General features: G+C 74.5%; 19 protein-coding genes and 1 pseudogene. 11 read left to right on the top strand and 9 right to left on the bottom strand.

All coding sequences use genetic code 11. The annotated features are described in order from the left end of the window. Positions 1-14: 14 nt before the first annotated feature. The 3 genes and pseudogenes from DT057_RS15440 to DT057_RS15430 all read right to left on the bottom strand — a co-directional run bounded on the left by DT057_RS15440 (position 15) and on the right by DT057_RS15430 (position 2,148). Positions 15-545 carry a hypothetical protein gene (locus DT057_RS15440; RefSeq protein ID WP_128562994.1) on the bottom strand — a complete coding sequence of 177 codons (531 nt, stop codon included), beginning with the start codon at positions 543-545 and terminating at the stop codon, positions 15-17. Positions 546-864: 319 nt separating this feature from the next. Next, positions 865-1,281, bottom strand: a pseudogene (locus DT057_RS15435) (Ros/MucR family transcriptional regulator); the annotation flags it as partial. 156 nt (positions 1,282-1,437) lie between these two features. Next, on the bottom strand, positions 1,438-2,148 hold the full coding sequence (locus tag DT057_RS15430) for a polyamine aminopropyltransferase (protein ID WP_128562992.1): 711 nt from the start codon (positions 2,146-2,148) through the stop codon (positions 1,438-1,440). 318 nt (positions 2,149-2,466) lie between these two features. Between DT057_RS15430 and DT057_RS15425 the strand changes: the two genes are divergently transcribed. After that, on the top strand, positions 2,467-3,375 hold the full coding sequence (locus tag DT057_RS15425) for an NAD(P)-dependent oxidoreductase (RefSeq protein WP_128562991.1): 909 nt from the start codon (positions 2,467-2,469) through the stop codon (positions 3,373-3,375). Between the two features lie 112 nt (positions 3,376-3,487). Further along, positions 3,488-3,823 carry a hypothetical protein gene (locus tag DT057_RS15420; protein WP_128562990.1) on the top strand — a complete coding sequence of 112 codons (336 nt, stop codon included), beginning with the start codon at positions 3,488-3,490 and terminating at the stop codon, positions 3,821-3,823. Between the two features lie 112 nt (positions 3,824-3,935). On the opposite strand, the gene DT057_RS15415 is transcribed toward DT057_RS15420, so the two are convergent. Beyond that, positions 3,936-4,877 carry a LysR family transcriptional regulator gene (locus DT057_RS15415; RefSeq protein WP_128562989.1) on the bottom strand — a complete coding sequence of 314 codons (942 nt, stop codon included), beginning with the start codon at positions 4,875-4,877 and terminating at the stop codon, positions 3,936-3,938. A gap of 96 nt (positions 4,878-4,973) precedes the next feature. On the opposite strand from DT057_RS15415, the gene DT057_RS15410 reads away from it, so the two are divergent. Further along, a complete protein-coding gene (locus DT057_RS15410) occupies positions 4,974-5,330 on the top strand; it encodes a hypothetical protein (RefSeq protein ID WP_128562988.1) in 357 nt (118 codons plus the stop codon). 102 nt (positions 5,331-5,432) lie between these two features. On the opposite strand, the gene DT057_RS15405 is transcribed toward DT057_RS15410, so the two are convergent. Both DT057_RS15405 and DT057_RS15400 read right to left on the bottom strand, forming a co-directional pair. Further along, on the bottom strand, positions 5,433-6,617 hold the full coding sequence (locus DT057_RS15405; protein WP_128562987.1) for a thiolase family protein: 1,185 nt from the start codon (positions 6,615-6,617) through the stop codon (positions 5,433-5,435). Between the two features lie 51 nt (positions 6,618-6,668). Further along, a complete protein-coding gene (locus DT057_RS15400; protein WP_128562986.1) occupies positions 6,669-7,709 on the bottom strand; it encodes an aldo/keto reductase in 1,041 nt (346 codons plus the stop codon). Positions 7,710-7,968: 259 nt separating this feature from the next. On the opposite strand from DT057_RS15400, the gene DT057_RS15395 reads away from it, so the two are divergent. After that, positions 7,969-8,406, top strand: a complete 438-nt coding sequence (locus DT057_RS15395; RefSeq protein ID WP_128562985.1) for a hypothetical protein — start codon at positions 7,969-7,971, stop codon at positions 8,404-8,406. 424 nt (positions 8,407-8,830) lie between these two features. After that, a complete protein-coding gene (locus tag DT057_RS15390) occupies positions 8,831-9,904 on the top strand; it encodes an alpha/beta fold hydrolase (RefSeq protein ID WP_128562984.1) in 1,074 nt (357 codons plus the stop codon). Between the two features lie 75 nt (positions 9,905-9,979). Here the strand turns inward: DT057_RS15390 and lpxD are convergent, their stop codons facing one another. Continuing rightward, positions 9,980-11,020: a UDP-3-O-(3-hydroxymyristoyl)glucosamine N-acyltransferase gene (gene lpxD, locus DT057_RS15385; protein WP_128562983.1), complete on the bottom strand. Its 1,041-nt coding sequence runs from the start codon at positions 11,018-11,020 to the stop codon at positions 9,980-9,982. Between the two features lie 649 nt (positions 11,021-11,669). Here lpxD and DT057_RS15380 point away from each other — a divergent pair. From DT057_RS15380 to repB, 3 genes are all read left to right on the top strand, one after another. Then, a complete protein-coding gene (locus DT057_RS15380) occupies positions 11,670-12,647 on the top strand; it encodes a Gfo/Idh/MocA family oxidoreductase (protein ID WP_128562982.1) in 978 nt (325 codons plus the stop codon). A 255-nt stretch (positions 12,648-12,902) separates the two neighbouring features. After that, on the top strand, positions 12,903-14,132 hold the full coding sequence (gene repA, locus DT057_RS15375) for a plasmid partitioning protein RepA (RefSeq protein WP_128562981.1): 1,230 nt from the start codon (positions 12,903-12,905) through the stop codon (positions 14,130-14,132). Further along, positions 14,129-15,142, top strand: coding sequence for a plasmid partitioning protein RepB (gene repB, locus DT057_RS15370; protein ID WP_128562980.1), 1,014 nt, complete (start codon positions 14,129-14,131; stop codon positions 15,140-15,142). The genes repA and repB overlap by 4 nt, the downstream gene beginning before the upstream one ends. A gap of 132 nt (positions 15,143-15,274) precedes the next feature. Here the strand turns inward: repB and DT057_RS15365 are convergent, their stop codons facing one another. Continuing rightward, positions 15,275-15,811, bottom strand: coding sequence for a hypothetical protein (locus DT057_RS15365; RefSeq protein WP_128562979.1), 537 nt, complete (start codon positions 15,809-15,811; stop codon positions 15,275-15,277). A gap of 13 nt (positions 15,812-15,824) precedes the next feature. Here DT057_RS15365 and DT057_RS15360 point away from each other — a divergent pair, with 13 nt between their 5' ends. From DT057_RS15360 to DT057_RS15350, 3 genes are all read left to right on the top strand, one after another. Beyond that, positions 15,825-16,382 carry a 2,4'-dihydroxyacetophenone dioxygenase family protein gene (locus tag DT057_RS15360; protein ID WP_238314153.1) on the top strand — a complete coding sequence of 186 codons (558 nt, stop codon included), beginning with the start codon at positions 15,825-15,827 and terminating at the stop codon, positions 16,380-16,382. 247 nt (positions 16,383-16,629) lie between these two features. Continuing rightward, positions 16,630-17,355, top strand: coding sequence for an SDR family NAD(P)-dependent oxidoreductase (locus DT057_RS15355; protein WP_128562978.1), 726 nt, complete (start codon positions 16,630-16,632; stop codon positions 17,353-17,355). A 68-nt stretch (positions 17,356-17,423) separates the two neighbouring features. Continuing rightward, positions 17,424-18,221, top strand: coding sequence for an IclR family transcriptional regulator (locus tag DT057_RS15350; RefSeq protein WP_128562977.1), 798 nt, complete (start codon positions 17,424-17,426; stop codon positions 18,219-18,221). 133 nt (positions 18,222-18,354) lie between these two features. Here DT057_RS15350 and DT057_RS15345 read toward each other — a convergent pair whose 3' ends face one another. Further along, complete coding sequence (locus DT057_RS15345) at positions 18,355-18,735, bottom strand: hypothetical protein (protein ID WP_128562976.1); 381 nt, start codon at positions 18,733-18,735, stop codon at positions 18,355-18,357. Between the last annotated feature and the right edge of the window lie 705 nt (positions 18,736-19,440).

The following is a 19,440-nucleotide window of genomic DNA, read 5'->3' as shown; positions in this document are numbered from 1 at the left end:
CTCCCGCGCGCCTCTCAGGGCGCCGGGCCGGCGGGCGCCGCCGGGGGCGTGGCGGCCTGCAACCCCTCCGGGTAGGAGGAGTGGATGAACAGCGCCTCGCCGTGGCTGTTCAGGTTGATGGAGGCGGTCAGGATCTTGCGCCGGCCGGTCTCGTTCGGCGCGTAGCCGTACCATGCTCCCGTGATCGGGACCGCGGTGGCGCCGTGCAGCCACTCCGTGCTGCCGGGATTGGCGTCGAGCCGCCGCAGGGCCGCCAGGCCCTGCGCAGTGTTCAGGATCTCGACGATGACCGCGATGGCGGTCGGCTCGTCGGCGTAGCGGGATTTCTTCGCCAGGCCCGCCCCGTGCCCGACGAGGTCGCTGCCCGCGCCGGCCACGTGCACGAAGGCGTGCCCGACGCCCTTCGGCTTGTAGTGGCGAAATCCGGCGGCCGGGTCGGGGTTCGTGGCGGGGCCGTACCGGTAGCTCGCCTGCTTCACGCCACCCGACCGGAACAGGGCCGCCTCGACCATGCCGGCGTCCCACGCGTGATCCGCAACTCCCATGCATGATTCTCCTGCTGCCGTCCCGCACCGCCGCGAGGCTCTCGAGGGATGCGAGCGGGACCTGCGCGGCGGCGCGCGGCGGAGCATCATCCTTAAGGCGGTCGCGATGCGCGGCGGCGTGCGGCAGCGCACGCGCGCGGGACCGCCTGCTCGGAAGGGACCGCCTGCGCGGAAGGGACCGCCTGCTCGGAAGGGACCGCCTGCGCGCAAGGGACTGCCCGGCCCTCGCGCGGCGCCCCCGAAGGCTTGAGCCCGCGGCGGGCCCCGCGCCGCTCGTCCCCTCCCCGCCCGTGGGTCTTGGGCGGGCGTATCGTCTCTACGCCGCCGCGGGCTTCCGGCCCCGGCCGAGGCCGAAGCTCTTGGCGAGCTCGGAGCGCTGGGAGGCGTAGCTCGCCGCCACCATGGGGTAGTCGTGCGGCAGGCCCCATTTCTGGCGGTAGGTGTCGGGGGTGAGGCCGCGCCCCGAGAGGTGGCGCTTGAGCGACTTGTAGGGCTTGCCGTCCTCCAGGCTGATGATCGCGTCCGGGGTCACGGTCTTGCGGATCGGCACCGGGGGCGTCAGCTTCTCGGGCTCGGGCACGGCGGGCTGGCCGAGAGTCGTCAGCGAGGCGTGGATGGACGCGATCAGCTCCGGCAGATCGGCCGACCTGATGACGTTGTTCGACACGTAGGCCGAGACGATGTCGGCGACGTGCGCGATCACGCCGGTCGCGGGATGGGCCGTACCGGCCGCCATGTCGCTCATCGTGGTTCCTCGTCGTTCGTGGAGGGCGATGTCGTGGACAACTGTCTCAGTCGGACAAATAGCTTAAGGGAGCGTTAACCGTGACACCCCCCCGGGCGCGGGCGGGTGCAAGGGGCGCGCGGGGGGCTCCCCTGCGCCCCGGCGCGATCACCGGGCCTGTGCAGAGGGGAGCGGCTCGGCGCCGGGCGGGCGCGTGGCGATCCACAGCATGTGCCGGGTGCCGCCCTCGCCCCCGCGCGACCGGACCCGGTGCTCCTCGACGGCGAAGCCCGCGCGCGCCAGCCGGGCCTTGAACTTCCGGTCCGGGCGGCCGGACCACACGCCGAGGACGCCGCCGGGCCGCAGCGCCCAGTGCGCCCGCTTGAGGCCCCAGATGTCGTACAGGCGATCGTTCGCCCGCCGCACCAGGCCCCTCGGGCCGTTGTCGACGTCGAGCAGGATCGCGTCGTAGCGCTCCGGACCCGCCTGGATGAGGCGGTGGACGTCGGTCTCCTGCACCTGCACCCGCGGGTCGTCGAGGCTCCCGGCGAAGAGGTGCGCGAGCGGGCCGCGCGCCCAGGCGGCGACCGCGGGCACGAGTTCCGCCACGACGACCGCGGCGTCCGGACCGAGCGCCTCCAGGGCCGCCCGCAGCGTGAAGCCCAGACCCAGGCCGCCGATGAGCACGCGGGCCCGCGGGCGCTCCCGCAGGCGCGCGCAGCCGAGCGTCGCGAGCGCCCGCTCCGAGCCGTTGCGGTCGCTGTTCATGAGCTCGACCGTATCGACCCAGATCGCGAACACGTCGCCGCGCTGCATCAGGCGCATGACGCCGTCCGTGCCCGGCACGGCGCCGGTGTCGAGAAGGACCCACGGGTTCACGGGAGAGCACTCCAGGTCAGGTCGGGCGCGCCGGAGGCTCACACGCGGCACCGGTCCGGGCCGGCGCCGCGCGAAAACCCCCTGGTTGCCGGCCGCGCGGGGACACGGGCGGCCGGCCGGCCGCCTGCGCGCACCTGCCCCTTAGAAGCGAACGGGGCCGAGTGCCAGCCGGGAACCGCCCGCAAGGCCGGGCCTTGCGCGTCCGGGGCCGCCCGCCCCGGCGCACCGGCCGGGGCGAGGCCCCGACGCCGCGCCCCGGCGGCGTGCTATTGCCTCCGGGAATCCTCGTGTCGGGACGCCGCTCGCAAGGGAGACAGTATGACCTCGCACATCGCCGTCATGGGCATCGGCCAGATGGGCCGCCCGATCGCCCTCAACCTCGCCCGCAAGGGCGGCGGGGCCGGCCAGAGGATCACGGCCGTGGACGCCGACCCGGCGCGCCTCGCCGGGCTCGACGCGCCGGGGCTCGTCGCCACGACCGACCGCGACGCCGTCGCGGGCGCCGAGGTGCTGTTCCTCTGCCTGCCCGACGGGGACGTGGTGGAGGCGGTCCTGTTCGGGGCGGACGGCCTCGCCGCGCGGCTCGCGCCCGACGCGACGGTGGTGGACCTCAGCACCATCGCGCACGCCAAGGCGGTGAGCATCGGCCGCGCGCTGGAGGCGGGCGGGCGGGCGTTCCTGGACGCGCCCGTCTCCGGCGCGCCGGCCGGGGCCGAGGCCGGCACGCTCACGGTGATGTGCGGCGGCGCGGCCGAGACCTTCCGGGCGGTGAAGCCGCTCCTCGACCGCATCGGCGCGCAGGTGCTGCACATGGGGCCGCTCGGCAGCGGCCAGCTCACCAAGACGATCAACAACGTGCTCTACGACATCAACATCGCGGCCCTCGCGGAGGTGCTGCCGATGGCGGTGGCGATGGGGCTCGATCCCCAGCAGCTCGCGACCGTCGTCACCACGGGCACGAGCCGCAGCTACGCCGCGCAGTACTTCGTGCCGCGGATCCTGCAGGGCCGGTTCGACGAGGGCTACCCGATGGCCAAGGCCTACAAGGACCTCGTGAGCGCTGCCGCCCTCTCCTCGGAGCGCGGCTTCCCGATGCCGGTGACGGCCGCCGCCACGGCGACCTACCAGACGGCGCTCCGGCAAGGCCACGGCGACCGGGACAAGGGCGCGATGGTGCTGCCGTTCGAGGCGCTCCTCGGCGTGACGGTGCGGACGCGCGGCCCGTAAGCCGCCGGCGGCCGGACGGACGGCCGCCGCACTCTCCCGCCGCCGGGCCGGCGGTTCGCGACCGGCCGCGATGCGCTATCGTCGCGCCCGCGCCATGGCTGGAGGACGCCCGATGCTGACGAGGACCGCGATCTACGAGGGCACGATACGGGACGGCCGCGAGGAGGAGTTCTTCCGGCGGGTGCGCGAGGAGCTCGAGCCGCTCTGGCGCCGGTTTCCCGGCGTCACCGCGGTGCGGGTCCAGCGCATGCAGGCGAGGGACGAGGACGCCCGCCCCATCGCGATGATCCTGGAGATGGACTTTCCCGACCAGGCGACGATCGACGCCTGCCTCGCGTCCCCGATCCGCCCGGAATCGCACGCGGCGACCGTCGAGGTGATGAAGCTGTTCGACGGCCGCTTCTACCACCTCGTCGGGGCCGCGACGGTCCTGGCGCCGGCCGCGTAGCGCCGCGCCCGGGTCCGCGCGACGCGGCGGTCGGTCCGCCGGGCGAGGCTCCGGCGAGGGGCCTCGCCCGGCGGCTGCGACCCGGCGCCCGGGCAGCGGATGGCGGCGCCGGTCACGCGTCGGCCCGGGCACGCGCCGGGTCGTGCGCGATCCGGCGCAGCAGGGTCCGCAGCCAGCGATGGGCCGGGTCCGCGTCGTAGGACGCGTGCCACAGCATCGACATCGCGACGTCCTCAAGGGCAACCGGCGCGGGGCTCACGGTCAGGCCGAGGGCGTCGGCGAACACGTGCGCGAGGCGGGCGTGCATGGTCGTCAGCACCGGCGCCTCGCGCACCAGGAAGGGCACCGCCAGGAAGCGGGGCGAGGTGACGGCGAGCGTGCGGCGCCGGCCGAGCTTCGCCAGGGCATCGTCGACGACCCCGTGGGCGGTCTCCTTGAGGCTGGTCAGCACGTGGGGAAAGCGCAGGTAGTCGTCGAGGGAGATCGGCGGCGTCAGCCCCACGAGCGCGCCGTTGAACAGGCAGACGTAGCTGTCGCGGTAGAGCACGCGCTGCTTGTGGTGCAGCTGCCCGCGGAACGACAGGTCGATCGCGAGATCGATCCGGTCGGCATCGACCTCCTGGAGGAGGTGGGCGCGGTCGATGGAGCGCAGGAGCAGGCTGATGCCGGGCGCCTCGGCGCGCAGGGCCGCGAGGAGCCGCGGCCCGAGCAGGACCTCCGTGCTGTCGGGCAGGCTGACCGTGAAGGTGCGCTCGGCCGTCCGGGGATCGAACGCCTCGTCGCGCCGCACCAGCATCTGGACCTGCCGCAGCGCCGACCGTACCGGTCCGGCGAGCGCGAGGGCCCGGGGCGTCGGCCGCATGCCCTCCGGCGCCCGCGTCAGCAGCCTGTCGCCGAAGAGCGCGCGCAGCCGCCCGAGGCTCGCGCTCATCGCCGACTGCCCGACCCCCGTGCGCGCCGCCGCGCGCGTGACGCTCTGCTCGGACAGGAGCGCGTCGAGGGCGACCAGCAGGTTGAGATCGACGCCCGCCAGATCGATGTGATCAATAGTCATTATCGATGCGATCTGTTTGATCCATGCTGCACTGCACCGCATATGGGGCGAAGGCAAGGGGGCCGGGACCGCGCCCCGCAAGGAAGGACCCGCATCATGACGTTCCGCACGACGCTCCTCGCGGCCGCGGCCGCCTCGTCGCTCGCCGGCGCGGCCTCCGCCGACGCGATCCGGCCGTCCCAGGCCGCCCCCGTCGACCTCGGGCCGCTCGCGGGGGTCGGCTACTACACGGTCGCGCCCGACGGCTACCACGTCGTCGTGACGCTCGCGCCGCGGGCCGCCGCTCCCGCGGTGCGGTTCGAGGCCGTGCTCGCCCCGGGCCAGCGCGTGATCGTCTCGATGCCCCGCCAGGCCGGCCTCGCGGCCCGCGCCGTCGCGATCAGCCGCGAGGGCGACACGGTCTCGGTCGCCGCCGTCCCGGCCGGGATCCGGGAAGCCGCCGCCCTGCCCTGAGGCACGGCCCCGCCGCCCGGGGAGGCGGCCCGGCCCCCTCCCCGGCCCCGTGGCGCGCCGGGCCGGTCCCGGCGCGCGGCGGGAGGCCGCCGGCAGGCGGGCTCAGAGCATCTCCAGGGCCAGCGCGATGCCCTGGCCGCCGCCGATGCAGAGGGTGACCATCCCGCGCCTGAGCCCGTCGCGCCGCATCGAGTGGAGCAGGCGCGTGACCAGCACGGCGCCGGTCGCCCCGATGGCGTGGCCGTGCGCGATGGCTCCGCCCTCCACGTTGATGATGTCCTCCGGCAGGCCGAGCTCCCGGGCGACGGCGAGCGGCACGGCCGCGAACGCCTCGTTGATCTCGATCCGCTCCACGTCCGGGAGCCGCCATCCGGCGTGCTCCAGCGCCCGCCCGACCGCCGGCACGGGGCCGAGGCCGAACAGCCCGGGCTCGACCGCGGCGATGCCGTAGCCGGCCAGCCGCGCCAGGGGCGCGACGCGCGCGGCCTCGGCGACGCCGCGATCCGCCACGACCATCGCGGCGGCGCCGCTGTTCAGGCCCGGCGCGTTGCCGGCCGTGATGGTGCCCTCGGGCCGGAAGGCGGGCTTCAGCCGCGCGAGCGAGGCCACCGTCGTGTCGGGGCGCGGCGCCTCGTCGGCGGCGAAGCGGACCGGGCCGGCCTTCCCCGGCACCTCGACGGCGACGATCTCGTCGACGAACCGGCCCGCCTCCCGGGCGGCCGCGAAGAGCCGCTGCGAGCGGGCCGCGAAGCGATCCTGCTCCTCCCGGGTGAGGCGCGCGCGCGTCACGAGATCCTCGGTGTGCCAGCCGGAATGCTCGTTCGAGAAGGCGTCGTTCAGCCCGTCGGTGAGCAGGCTGTCGAGGATCTCGGCCGGCCCCATCCTGTGGCCCCAGCGGCCGCCGGCCATCAGGTAGGGCGCGCGGTCCATGTTCTCGGTGCCGCCCGCGACCGCGAGGCCGATCTCGCCGGCCGCGATCTGCTGGGCCGCCGTGACGACGGCCTGGGCCCCCGAGCCGCAGACGCGGTTCACCGTCATGGCGGGCACCGAGACGGGGACGCCGCCGCCGATCGCCGCCTGCCGGGCCGGGTTCATCCGGTTGCCGGCCTGGATGACGTTGCCCATCACCACGGAGCCGACCGCCGCCGGGTCGAGGCCGGCCCGCCGCAGGGTCTCGCGCACGGCGACGGCCGCGAGTGCGGTCGCCGGCGTGCCCTTCAGGCTGCCGTTGAAGGTTCCGATGGCGGTCCGGACCGGGGCCGCGAGGACGATCTCACGCGTGCTCATCTCGACGTCTCTCCTGTCGTCGCCCGCCGGCACGAGCGCCGGCGCGGCCTCTCAGCGGACCGGGGCGCCGAGCCCGTCGACCCGGTCGAGCCTGCCGGCGAACAGCCGGTCGCGGGCGCGCGGCGCCGCCACCAGGTCGTGCGGGAACCCGAGCGGGACGGCGCTCGCGGCGTCGAGCCGCGCGACCTGGGCGGCGCTCAGGGCGACCTCCGCCGACGCGAGGTTGTCGTCGAGCTGCGCCCGGGTCCGCGGCCCGATGATCGGCAGGACGCCCTTCGCCAGGACCCAGGCGATGGCGGCCTGCCCGGGCGGCACGCCGAGCTCCGCCGCGACCGCCAGCACCGCATCGACGATCGCGGTCGAGCGGGCGTCGCGCTCCTGATGGATGACGGCGCCGAGCCCCTGCGCCCGGCCCGTCTCGCCGGAGCGGTACTTGCCCGTCAGGAGCCCTCCGCCGAGGGGCGACCAGCCGACCGTGCCGAGGCCGAACGCCGCCGCCATCGGCAGGAGCTCGGCCTCGGGCGTGCGCTCGAGGAGGCTGTACTCGGTCTGCATCGCCGAGATCGGCGCCCAGCCGCGCGCCTCGGCGAGCGTCGCGGCTGTGGCGACGCGCCAGGCCGGGAAGTCGGACAGCCCGGCATACAGGACCTTGCCGGAGCGGATCAGGGCGTCGAACCCGCGCGCGATCTCCTCGACCGGGGTGACGCCGTCCGGCATGTGCACCCAGAGAAGGTCGATCCGGTCGGTCGCGAGCCGCCTCAGGCTCGCCTCGACGGACTGGATCATGGCCTTGCGGCTGTTGCCCGTGCCCTGGAGCCCGGCCCCGGGCGAGGCGCCGAGCGCGAACTTCGTCGCCAGCACGACGTCGTCGCGGTCCGCGCCGATGAACTCGCCGAGGAACGTCTCCGACTGCCCGAACTGGTACTGGTCGGCGGTGTCGATGAAGTTGCCGCCCGCGGCGCGGTAGCCGTCGTAGACGGACCTCGCCTCCGGACGCTCCGAACCGTAGCCCCAGCCCGTCCCGAACACCCCGGTTCCGAGCGCCAGGCTCGACACGCGCAAACCCGTCCGACCGAACACCCGGTAGCGCATCGCATCACCTCCCGCCCCGAACCGACGCAATCATGACAATCATCATGATACAGGAAACGCGACGGGCATCATGTCCGTTGCACGTCCGGTCAGGGCTGCGGCCGGCGCATGCCCGGTGCCCCGCCGCGCCGGCCGCGCCGCGTCGCACCGGCGCCGCCGCGGGCGTGCACCGCGCGCGCGGGCGCGCAACGCGCGATTGACCGGGCGCCCGCGATGGCCCACCGTCGCGGCCCGCTTCCGTTCCCGGATGGGCTGCTCCATGCGCGACGACTGGCAGTACCAACTGCGCCTCTACCTGCCGGACGCCCTCGTCGAGGACGCCCGCAGCGATCCCGGCAGTCCCGCGCTGGCGCCGCTCGGCGCCGTCCTGACGAAGCACGGCGCGGCGATCAAATCCCAGTTCGACGCCTTCTCCGACTACGTCGCGGCAGCGGAGACGCACGGGGTGGACGAGTTCCCGCTCTATGCCTGGACCAAAGCCACGATCGAGGATCCGGTGAAGCGCGCCAAGCACCTGAAATCCTTCGCGCTGCACGTGGGGGGCCGGGAAATCTACGGCAAGGCGGAGGCGGACGCCCTCGAGGCGGACTTGAGGCCCCTCGTCGGCGGGCTGATCGAACGCCTGTCGAAGCACGACACGAACCCGGCCAACAACCCGCAGCCGCCCGAGGAGTACCGCCCCCGCAGGGCGCCGTAGCGCCGCCGCCCCCCCGGCCTCGCGGCGGCCGCGTTCGTGCCGCGCACGGCCCCTCCCCTCCCCGACCGCGCCGGCCGGCCGCCGGGCCTCGTCGCCCGCGCGGACGGGCGCCTCCGCGAGCCGGTCATTGACGACCCGGCAAGGGCCGGGACGCTCGACCGGGTGCCGGGCTCCCGGGACCGCCGCGTCCCCTTTCGCGCGGTGGGGAAGGTCCCGGCACGCCGGGGCGGCTCGCATCCGCCCGGTGCGGCGGGCGAGCGATCCCGGTCGCGCAACGCCGGGCGTAACGCCACGTTATTGCGGCGCGGGAGACACTGCGCGGGCGGGAGGCCGCGCTCCGGTGCCGGCCCGTCCTCGTCCGTTCGGCCGCTGCGCCCCGCCGCAGCGGCGTGCCCTGGTCAGGGCCGCATCCGGAGAAGCCATCGTGCTCCCAACTGCCCAGTGGCGCGCCTCCAAGCGGGTGTCCCGCCGCGTCTCCTCCGGCGTCGCCAAGACCGTCGCCAACAGCGTCACCAAGCTGCTGAGATCCGGTGCCGAGCTCACCGGGGCCGCGGCCCGCGAGGGCCGCAAGGCGGCGCGCCAGGTCGGCAACGCCGTGACGGTCATGAGGGCGGCGCCGGGTGCCGACGCCGCCCGTCCCTCGGGACAGTTCGTCGACGTCGACGGGCTGCAGGTCCACTACATCGCCCGCGGCAAGGGCCGGCCCGTGGTCCTGATCCACGGCAACGGCACCATGGCGGAGGATTTCGTGATCTGCGGCCTCGTCGACCGGCTGGCCAAGCGCTACCGGGTGATCGCCATCGACAGGCCCGGCTTTGGCCACACCGAGCGGCCGCGCCACCGGATCTGGACGGCCGCCGCCCAGGCCCGGCTCGTGCGCCGCGTGCTCGAGCGCCTCGGCGTCGAGCGCCCCGTCCTCGTGGGGCATTCCTGGGGCACCCTCGTGGCCCTGACGGTCGCCACCCAGGCGCCGGACGCGGTGCGGGGCCTCGTGCTCCTGTCCGGGTACTACTACGCGGCCCGGCGCGCCGACGTGGCGCTGCTCGCGCCCCTGGCGGTCCCGGGCGTCGGGGATGCGGCCCGCTCGCTGATGCCGGCCGCGATCGGGCACCTGCTCGCCCCGCAGGTGTTCCGGCACGTGTTCCGGCCGCAATCCGTTCCGGCCAGCTTCCAGGCCCGCTTCCCCGTCGGCCTCTCGATCCACCCGACCCAGGCGCGCGCGAGCGCGGAGGACACGGCGAGCATGAACGCCGCGGCGGCCCAGCTCCGGCCCTGCTACGGCGGCTTGCGGGTGCCGCTGGCGATCCTGAGCGGCGACGCGGACGCGATCGTGAATCCGGCCGGGCAATCCTGCCGCCTGCACGAGGAGGTGGCCGGGAGCACGCTGACGCTGCTCCCGGGTCTCGGCCACATGATCCACTACGCCGCCAAGCCCCAGATCGTGCGGGCGGTGGACACGGTCCTGGCGGCGGACGGCAAGAGCCTGAGATGGGCCTGAGCCGGGCCTGAGACACCCCCTGCCCCGGCCCGCCGCACCCGGGATCTCCCGATCCCGCGGGAGCGGCCCTCGGCGTCAGGGCGCGCCGCGGCGTCGGGCGAGGGCCTTGAGCGTCGTCTGCTCGCGGAACCACTCGCGCAGGGGCTTGGCCGGCATGCCGCCCCAGCGCGCGCCGGCCGGAACGTCGCGCATCACCCGCGAGGCCGCCGCGAGCTGGGCCCCCCGGCCGATATGGAGGTGGCCCGCGATCGCGCTCTGGCCGCCGACCGCGACCCCGTCCTCCAGGACCGTCGAGCCGGCGATGCCGACCTGGGCGACGATCACGCAGAGGCGCCCGATCCGGACGTTGTGGGCGATCTGGACCAGGTTGTCGATCTTCGTCCCGTCGCCGATGACGGTGTCGCGGCCGCTGCCGCGGTCGACGGTGCTGTTCGCGCCGATCTCGACATCCGCACCGATCACCACCCGGCCGAGCTGGGGCACCTTCAGGTGGCCGGACGCCCCCATGGCGAAGCCGAAGCCGTCCTGGCCGATGCGCACGCCGGGGTGGAGGATCGCCCGATCGCCGATCGTGCACCGGACGAGCGTGGCGCTCGCGCCGATGGAGCAGTCGCGGCCGATGACGACGTCCGGACCCACGCTCGCGTGGGTCCCGATCACCGTGCCGGCCCCGATCACCGCCCGCTCCCCGATCACCACGCCGGGATCGAGCACGACGCCGGGGGCGACCCGGGCGGTCGGATGCACGAAGCAGCCCAGGGGCGGGCTGTCCCGTCCGCGCTGCGGCATCGGCCGCATCTCCTCGGGATGCAGGCGGGCGAGGAGCTTGGCGTAGGCCCGGTAGGGGTCGCGCACGACGATCGCCGCGGTTCCGGACGGGACCATGTGGGCGAAGCGCTGCGACACGATGCAGACGCCCGCCCGGGTGTCGCGCAGGGCCGCCGCGTAGCGGGAGTGATCCATGTAGGCGACGTGCCAGGGCTCGGCGGTCTCGAGGCTCGCTCCCCCGCGCACCCGCGCGCCGCCGTCGGCATGCAGCGGGAGCGGGGCGCCGACATCGTCGGCAAGATCGGCCAGAGCCAGGCCGTGCAGTGCGCTCAGCGAGTGGGAGGTCACGTTCGCTCCACAGCGATGACGGAGGAAGGCGCTCGCGGGCCGGGATTCCGGCGAGGGGCGATGGGGCCTGCCGTCGGGCCGCCACCCGCGCCGGGTGGCGCGGGGATCTGTAGACGCCTCACGCGGCGTCCGATGGCGTCTAAGCCGTTGACTCACCAAACGTCTTGATGAACGAACGGGTTTGAGCGCCTCCGGGCCGACGGGCCGGGAGGCTGGCAGCGGGGCGCCCGGACAGGTTCCTGGCCCGCGCGGACGCCGGATCGCCGGGCCGGCCGGCGTCCCGGGCTCCGCGTCCGGACCGAGCGGTCCCGGTACCCCCCAGGCTCCGGTGGCGCCGGCACGGGAGAGCTGTGAGCGAGCCTGACGGTGTTCGTTCCTCGCGAGCCGCCGGCTGCGCGCCAGGCCGGATGCCCGTCGCCGAACGGCCGAGTTCCGCCGAGATAATGAACACTCATTCTCGCGTCAAGCGACCGCCGTGGCCTTGGCCGGCGCGGCGATGCGCGGGCGCAGAGACCGGCACGACCCGCCGCGACGCGACCTCGCGGCCGCCGGCCGACCCCGCGACGGAGCATCGGGCCCGGGGCCGGCGACCTTTCGCGGCGGCGCGCCTTGCCTCTATGAGGGGGAGGTTCGAGCACGAGGAGCCACGATGCGCACGGTCGACGAACGTCTCGCCCTCGGGATCATCGGCGCGGGCATCATGGGCGAGCGCATGCTCAACGCGGTGCTCGGGCAGGACGGCGCGCCGGTCCGGGTCGCGGCGGTGTGGGACCCGGCGCCGGCCGCCCTGGCGCGGATGGCCGCCGCATTCCCGGCCGTGCCGCGCGTCGCCGACGCGGCGGCCGTGGTGGCGGCGAGCGCCTGCGTGTACGTCGCCTCGCCGCCCGCCTCGCACCTCACCCATGCCCACGCGGCCGTGACGGCCGGCCGGAGCGTCTTCTGCGAGAAGCCCCTCGCCGTCGACGTCGCGGCGGCGCGGGCCTTCGTGGCCGCCGCCGGGGTGCGCGGCGCCGTGAATTTTCCGTTCGCCTCGTCGCCCGGCGTTGCCGCCCTCGCGGGCTGGATCGCGGCCGGTGCGGTCGGACGGCCGCAACGCCTCACCGTCGAGGTCGCGTTCGCGGCCTGGCCGCGTCCGTGGCAGGCCGACGCGGCCGGCTGGCTCGACGCCCGGGCCGAGGGCGGCTTCGTGCGCGAGGTCGTCTCGCACTTCCTGTTCCTCAGCCGCCGCCTGCTCGGCCCCCTGCACGGGCTGCGCGCCCGGGCCGACTTCCCGGTGCCCGGCCGCTCCGAGCGGTCCGTCGAGGCCACGCTGCGGGCGGGCGAGGTGCCGGTGCGGCTGACGGGCCACGTCGGCCGGACCGGGTTGGACGACCACAACACCTGGACGCTGGAGGGCGACGCCGGGACGATCCGGCTGCGCGACTGGGCGGTCGCGGAGCGGCGCCTGCCCGACGGGCGCTTCGAGCCGGCACCCGACGCGACGCCGAACGAGGCGGCGCGCATGGTCTCCCTGCGGCGCCAGCTCGAGGGTGTCGCGCGGATGACGCGCGGCGAGCCGCACCACCTCGCCACGCTCGCCGAAGCGCTGGAGGTGCAGGAGATCGTCGAGGGCATCCTGGCGGCCTGACGCCGCCGTCCACACCGCCCGGGGCTGCCGGCCCGGGGCTGGATGGACGAGCCCGCCGGGCGTCGAACCCCCTCCCCGCCCGGCCCGCCCTCTCGCCGAACCTCGGCGCGCGGGCGCCCGACCGCCAGAGACACGGGCCCGGCCGGGCTTGCGCGGAGCTTGCGTGATCCGCGGCCCCTCCCCCGGATTGATCTTTTGTTCTCGCTTGCGGTGCTATGGTCGAATCAGCCGTTCCACCGTGAGCGAGGAGAGTCGATGAACCAGCACGTTCAGCATGCAGGGCCGTTGGTGGCCGCGTCGAACCAGACCGCGGGGCACGACGCGCGCCTGCTCGGGGCCAAGCTCCGCGAGATCGCCGCGGTGGTGTTCTCGCCCGCGGTGGCCAAGACGCTGCGCCGCTTCACCTCCGGCGAGGTCGCGCGCATCCTCGGCGTGACGGACAGCCGGATCCGGCAGCTCTCGCCGAGCCTGCTCGTCTCCGAGCCGGAGATCGCGCCCGGAGGCCGGCGCCTCTACACCCTGGCCGACATCCACGCCCTGCGCGCGCATCTCGACGAGATCGACCGGGTCGGGCGGCACTACCTGCCCCACCGCAACAAGGAGGCGGGGGAGCATCTCCAGGTCATCGCCTGCGTGAACTTCAAGGGCGGCTCGGGCAAGACCACGACCGCGGCCCACCTCGCGCAGTCGCTGGTCCTGCGCGGCTACCGGGTCCTGTCCATCGACCTCGACCCGCAGGCGAGCCTCTCGACGCTGCTCGGCGTGCGGCCGGAGAGCGAGCTGACCCCCTACCCCACCATCTACGACGCGATCCGCTACGGCGCCGAGCGGCGCCCGCTCAGCGCCGTGATCCGGCAGACCTACTTCACCGGCCTCGACCTCGTCCCGGCCGATCTCGAGCTCGAGGTGTTCGAGTTCGAGGCCCCGATGGCCTCGGCGCGGCGCAAGGCGAAGGACCCGGAGCCGCCGTTCTTCGCCAGGATGGCCATGGCGCTGACGGAAGTCGCGGACCGCTACGACATGGTCGTGATCGATTGCCCGCCCCGCCTCGGCTACCTCACGATCGCGGCCCTGTGCGCGGCGACCTCGCTCCTCATCACCATCCACCCGCAGATGCTCGACGTCTCGTCGATGCGCCAGTTCCTGACGATGATGGACGAGCTGATGGAGCCCGTGCGGGAGCAGGGCGCGGCACCGACCCACGACTGGTTCCGCTACCTCGTCACGCGGTTCGAGCCGCAGGACACGCCCCAGACCGAGGTGGTGGCGATGTTGCGCGGCCTGTTCGGCGAGCGCGTCCTGACGAAGGCGATGCTGCAATCCGCCGCGATCTCGAATTCGGGCCTGCGCGGCCAGACCGTGTACGAGACGCCGCTGCGCCGCGACGAGGTGACGGGCTCCACCTACCGCCGGGCGCTCGACGCGCTCGACGCCGTGAACGGCGAGATCGAGGGCCTCATCCGCCGGGCCTGGGGGCGTGCATGAGCCAGAGGAAGCGCCTCAGCGCCATCATGGGCACACCGGTCCTGTCCGACGAGCCGCAGCGTCCGTCACCTGAGACATCAACGCCTTACACCCCGTTGGCAGATGCCAACGGGCCCGCGGCCACGCCCGAGAAGCGCTCCGGCGCGGCCCGCTCGATGGCCGCGATGTGGATCGCCTCGACCGCCGGGACGGCCGAGGCGGACGGCGCCGTGGTCGAGCTCGATCCGGACCTGTGCGACCCGTCCGCCATCGCCGACCGGGTGCCGGACGCCACGGATGCGGGCTTCGAGCGCTTCGCCCTGGCGATCCGGGACGAGGGCCAGCATACGCCGATCCTGGTGCGCCGGAAGCCCGCCGACCCGGGCCGGTACGAGATCGCGTACGGGCGCCGGCGGACCCGGGTCGCGAAGGCCCTCGGCCGCACGGTGAGGGCGATCGTCCGCGACCTGAGCGATGCCGAGCTTGTCGTCGCCCAGGGCTCCGAGAACCTCGCCCGCCAGGACCTCAGCTACATCGAGCGCGCCCACTTCGCGCACAACATGGCGCGGGCCGGGGTCGCCCGCGACGTCATCCTGCGGGCCATGGGCACCGACAAGGGCGACCTGTCCCGCTACCTCACGGTCGCCGAGAGCATCCCGGCCGAGATGCTGGCCGCCATCGGGCCGGCCCCGAAGGTCGGTCGGCCGCGCTGGGTCACGCTCGCGGACCGGATCAGGAGTGCGCGCCCGGACGAGATCGCCGCCGCCCTCGCGTCTCCCGGCCTGCCCGGCAGGTCGTCGGACGAACGCTTCGCCGCCGTCCTGGCGGCGCTCTCGGGGACATCGAAGTCGAAGGTGCGCCCGCGGGCCGAGTCGCTGAAGGACGGACACGGCGTCAAGTTCGCCCGGGTCGAGCGCAGCGCGATGGGCCTTCGCCTGACCGTGGCGGAGAGCGTCGCGCCGGGATTCGGCGATTACCTCGCCGACCGGCTGCCGGAGATCCTCGCGGCCTACCGGGCGGGCAAGGCGTAGGGCCCCGGGGCCTCGGCCGGGCTCCCCGGGATCATCGACGCGGCCGGCCGGACGCGCGGTCGCGCCGGACGGCCGCGGGCGAGGATGTCGGGGCGTCCGGGCCCGAGAACCCGGCGCAGGGCAGGGGCCCCGTCACCCGGCAGGGCCGGGACCGGCGGCCACCCCCCCGGGGCGCGCGTCGTGCCGGGGCCGAGCCGGGGCTTCACGGCGTCGCTCAGGGTCCCGTGTACCCGAGGGCCTGCGCGGCGCCGCGCTGCCGGACCAGCGACGCCGCATCGCGCGCCGCGAGACGCCGGCATCCTCGTGCGGCGCGCGGGCCGGATCGCCGTTGCCCTCGTCGTCCGACGGCGTGATCAGAATGGCGCCGAGGGTGCCGCTTCGAGCGAGCGCCGCGATGCGCTCCTCGTAGGCGGCCGGCCCGGCGGGCTTCATCAGCCGCCGCACCCTCTCGATCACCGCTCCGCGTGGCCGGCCTCGCGCAACGCGTCGGGCGTGGCGCCCTGCGTCCGCGATGACGTCGTGCAGGCACGCGGCCTGCGTCACCGGGTCGGGACGCGTGCGCCCGCGCGTCGCCGGGTGCAGACGCCAGGGGGAGGGGAGTTTGACAGCGTCGCCCCAGTCGCGGACTATCCACGATGCGGTCAAGCCGTCCACAATATGGACGATCATCGGGAGACGCCTCATGAACGACGCGATGCCGCCCGCCGATCCGGCGGCGGGGCTGGACGCCGCCACGCTCAAGCGGATGCCGTACCAGTTCCCGCAGCCGGCGGAGTGCCTGCCCGACCTCGTCGTCGCGCCCGCGATGCCGGCCGACGACCGGGTCTGGGTGCCGCAGGCCGAGAACGTCTGGTTCCGCCCGCTCTGCCTGAACGTCTCCTCGGGCTACTGGATGAACCTCCTGAAGGTGAAGAAGTCCGGAATCCTCAGCCGTCACCGTCATCCCGGCCCGGTCCACGCCTTCGTGCTGAAGGGGAGCTGGCGCTATCTCGAGCACGACTGGGTGGCGACGGAGGGCTCCTACGCCTTCGAGCCGCCGGGCGAGACGCACACCCTCGTGGTGGACGAGGGCGTCGAGGAGATGATCACCTTCTTCCAGGTGAACGGCTGCATGTACTACGTCGACCCGTGGGGCCGGCACACCGGCTACGAGGACGTCTTCACCAAGCTCGAGATGTGCCGCGCGCACTACGAGGCGGTGGGGCTCGGGGCCGACTACGCCAACCAGTTCGTGCGCTGATGGCGCCGCGGTCGCAACCCGCGCGCGCGCGCCGCCCGCCGCGAGCGGTCGCGGGCCGAGCCCGGGCGGGCACGCGACCCGGCGGCTCCGTCGTGTCCCGCCACGCTCGCGGGGGGAGGGGGCCCCGCATGCGGGGCGTCGCGACCGGGCGGTCCTGCCGCCGCCATCGGGCCGCCGCCGCATACCCGCCGCCGGCGCGCCGGCCCCGCGCGGCGACGGAGCGGCGGGAACCTCGGGAGCGTCTCGCATGACCTTCGCGGCCGATCTGCTGGCGGGCAAGACCGCCATCGTCACCGGCGGCACCACCGGCATCGGCGCCGGCGTCGCCGAGGCCCTGGGCCGGCTCGGCGCCCGGGTCGTGGCCGTGGGGCTCGGGGCGGAGGCCTACCGGCCTCCGGCGGGGCTCGACGTCGCGGCGCACGAGCTCGACGTCACCGATGGCGCCGGGGTCGACGCCCTGGTCGCGGCCTGCCCCGGGATCGACATCGTGGTGAACTGCGCCGGCGTGATCCGGCGGGTCGAGGAGCACCAGCTCGACGTCTTCGAGCGGGTGCTCGCCATCAACCTGACCGGCACGATGCGGGTCTGCACGGCGGCGCGCGCCAAGCTGGCCCGGGCGGGCGGGTGCATCGTCAACACCGCCTCCATGCTGTCGTTCTTCGGCGGCAGCCTGGTGCCGGCCTACAGCGCGAGCAAGGGCGGCGTGGCGCAGCTCACCAAGTCGCTGGCCCTCGCGTACGCGCCGGACGGCATCCGGGTGAATGCCGTCGCGCCGGGCTGGATCGCCACCCCCCTGACCAGGGCGCTCCAGGACGACCCGGCGCGCGCGCAGCCGATCCTCGCCCGCACGCCGCTCGCGCGCTGGGGCACGCCGGACGACGTGGCGGGGGCGGTCTGCTTCCTGGTCAGCCCGGCGGCGAGCTTCGTGACCGGCGTCGTCCTGCCGGTCGACGGCGGCTACCTCGTCGCCTGAGCCGGGTGGCCGCGGCGTCGCGGGCGTCGGCCGCGTCGCAGAGCCCCCGCACCGGAGACCGAACACCCATGCCGACCGAGCGCACGGAGGATGGGAACGGACGCGCCGAAATCCCGGGCACGGCGGCCTTCGGCAAGTTCATGCGGGTGCTGCAGGCCGTCGCCGACGCGCCCGGGGACATGACGGTGGCCGGGCTCTGCCGCATCACCGGGTTTCCCCGCCCCACGGTGCACCGCATCGCGGCCGCGCTCGTGACCGAGGGCATGCTGGCCGAGGGATCCGGCAACCGCCTCCGCCTGGGCCCGAGGCTGATCAGCCTCGCCTTCCGCTCCTGGGACGGCTCGACCCTGCGGCAGGTGGCGCAGGACCACCTGGTGCGCCTGCGCGACCGCCTCGACGAGACGGTGCACCTCGCGGTGCACGACCGGGGCGGCATGGTCTACGTCGACAAGCTCGAGAGCCGGCGCACCGTGCGCATGGCCTCCCGGATCGGGACCCGCGTCGCCCTGCATGCCACCGCGGTCGGCAAGGCCTGGCTGGCGACCCTCGACGAGGCGGAGCTGGAGCCGGTCCTCGCGCGCGCCGTCCTCGTCGCCCTGACCCCGGGCAGCATCACCGACCGGGAGGCGCTGCGCGCCGAGGTCGCCGCGACGCGGGCCCGCGGCCACGCGCTCGACCGGCAGGAGAACGAGCTCGACATCTGCTGCTACGGGCACGCGCTGCGCGGCCCGGGCGGGCGGGTGCTGGGCTGCATCAGCGTGAGCCTGCCGCGATACCGGTTCGAGGAGGTGCCGGCGCAGGCAATCCTCGCGGCGATGCGGGACTGCGTCGCCGGGATCGCCGCGGCGGCGGGCGCCGGGCCGTGAGGCGGCGGACGGGCGATCGCCGGGGACCCGGCGGGAGGGCTCCGCTCCGGCGACCCTGAGGAGCCTCCGCCACCCGGCCGGCGCCGCGGGCCGCGCCCGGCCCTCGGCCTCACCACCCCGTGGGAGGGCCCGGTCACGCGACGTCGGAGGTCCACCACAGCAATCCGAAATCCTGCGCGGCCTTGTTCGGGCGCGCCCACCGCAGCTGCTCGACCAGGACCGCCAGGGCGCCGAGCGCGCCCCGCCGCGCCGGCTCCAGGCAGGTCTCCCGGTCGAGGGCCATCGCCAGGGACATCGAGGCGATCAACGCATCCTCGATGGCGCCGGCGAGGCTGGGCGTGAGCACGATCCACCTCCTGAGGGCGGCGACCTCGACGCGCGCCTCGGAGCGGACGAAGTCGCTCAGCAGCGACCCTCGCAGGTCGAAGGTCATCTCGATCACGGCGAACCACGGCTTCAGGCACGACTTGAGCGGGAGCGGAACGCCGGACAAATCCAGATCCACAGGCGACATCGCACCCCCGCTCTCCCGACACCCCCGACGCCACGCGCGCTCGACCGACGTCCGGCGACCGGCCGGCGAATGCGTCATCCGACGAGGCGGCGCGGCGTGCGAACAGGGACCGACACGCGTTGCTGGTCGCGCCAGGTCTCGCGACAGCGCGCGACGCGAACGCGACGGGGCGCGTGAACCGGACGCGGCGAGCCGGCGCACGAGCGAGGCCTCCGCCCTCCGCGCCTCCGTGGCCGCTCCCGGGCCGCGAACTGCCTAGCATGCATGCAGCTTCACCGCACGGCCGCGAACGGCATGGCTGCCCCGGATTTGAAGCATAGCAAAGCACGTCTCACCGTTCCCGATGCCTTCTGATCTGCCTATAGGCTGTGCATCAGAAACATTCGTTCACAATTTCTGTATAGTCACAGTTTACATGGTAGAAACGCTTGTTGCTCTATTGCAACAACACACAGCTACCAACGGCGGCGCGCCAGATGAGTCGGAATAGTCATTGATGGGCTTCGCAACTTCCAACATGGTGGTCTGGCGCCAGGATGATTCCGACGCAGTTTGGCCGGGTGCTGCGAGGAGGCCGAACTTAGAGGGACAAGATCGGCAAAGCCGCGGGATCGATGCTGACCCGCGGAAGTTAGCCGCTCGCCCTCATAGGTCCGAAACTTTTGGAGGTCTCGATGAAGCTCGTGAAGAGCCTTCTGCTCGGGT

Origin of the sequence: Methylobacterium crusticola (genome assembly GCF_003574465.1) — a bacterium.
Lineage (GTDB): Bacteria > Pseudomonadota > Alphaproteobacteria > Rhizobiales > Beijerinckiaceae > Methylobacterium > Methylobacterium crusticola.
The sequence above is the reverse complement of the archived record's forward strand: the minus strand, read 5'-3'. Positions and strand labels throughout refer to the sequence as shown.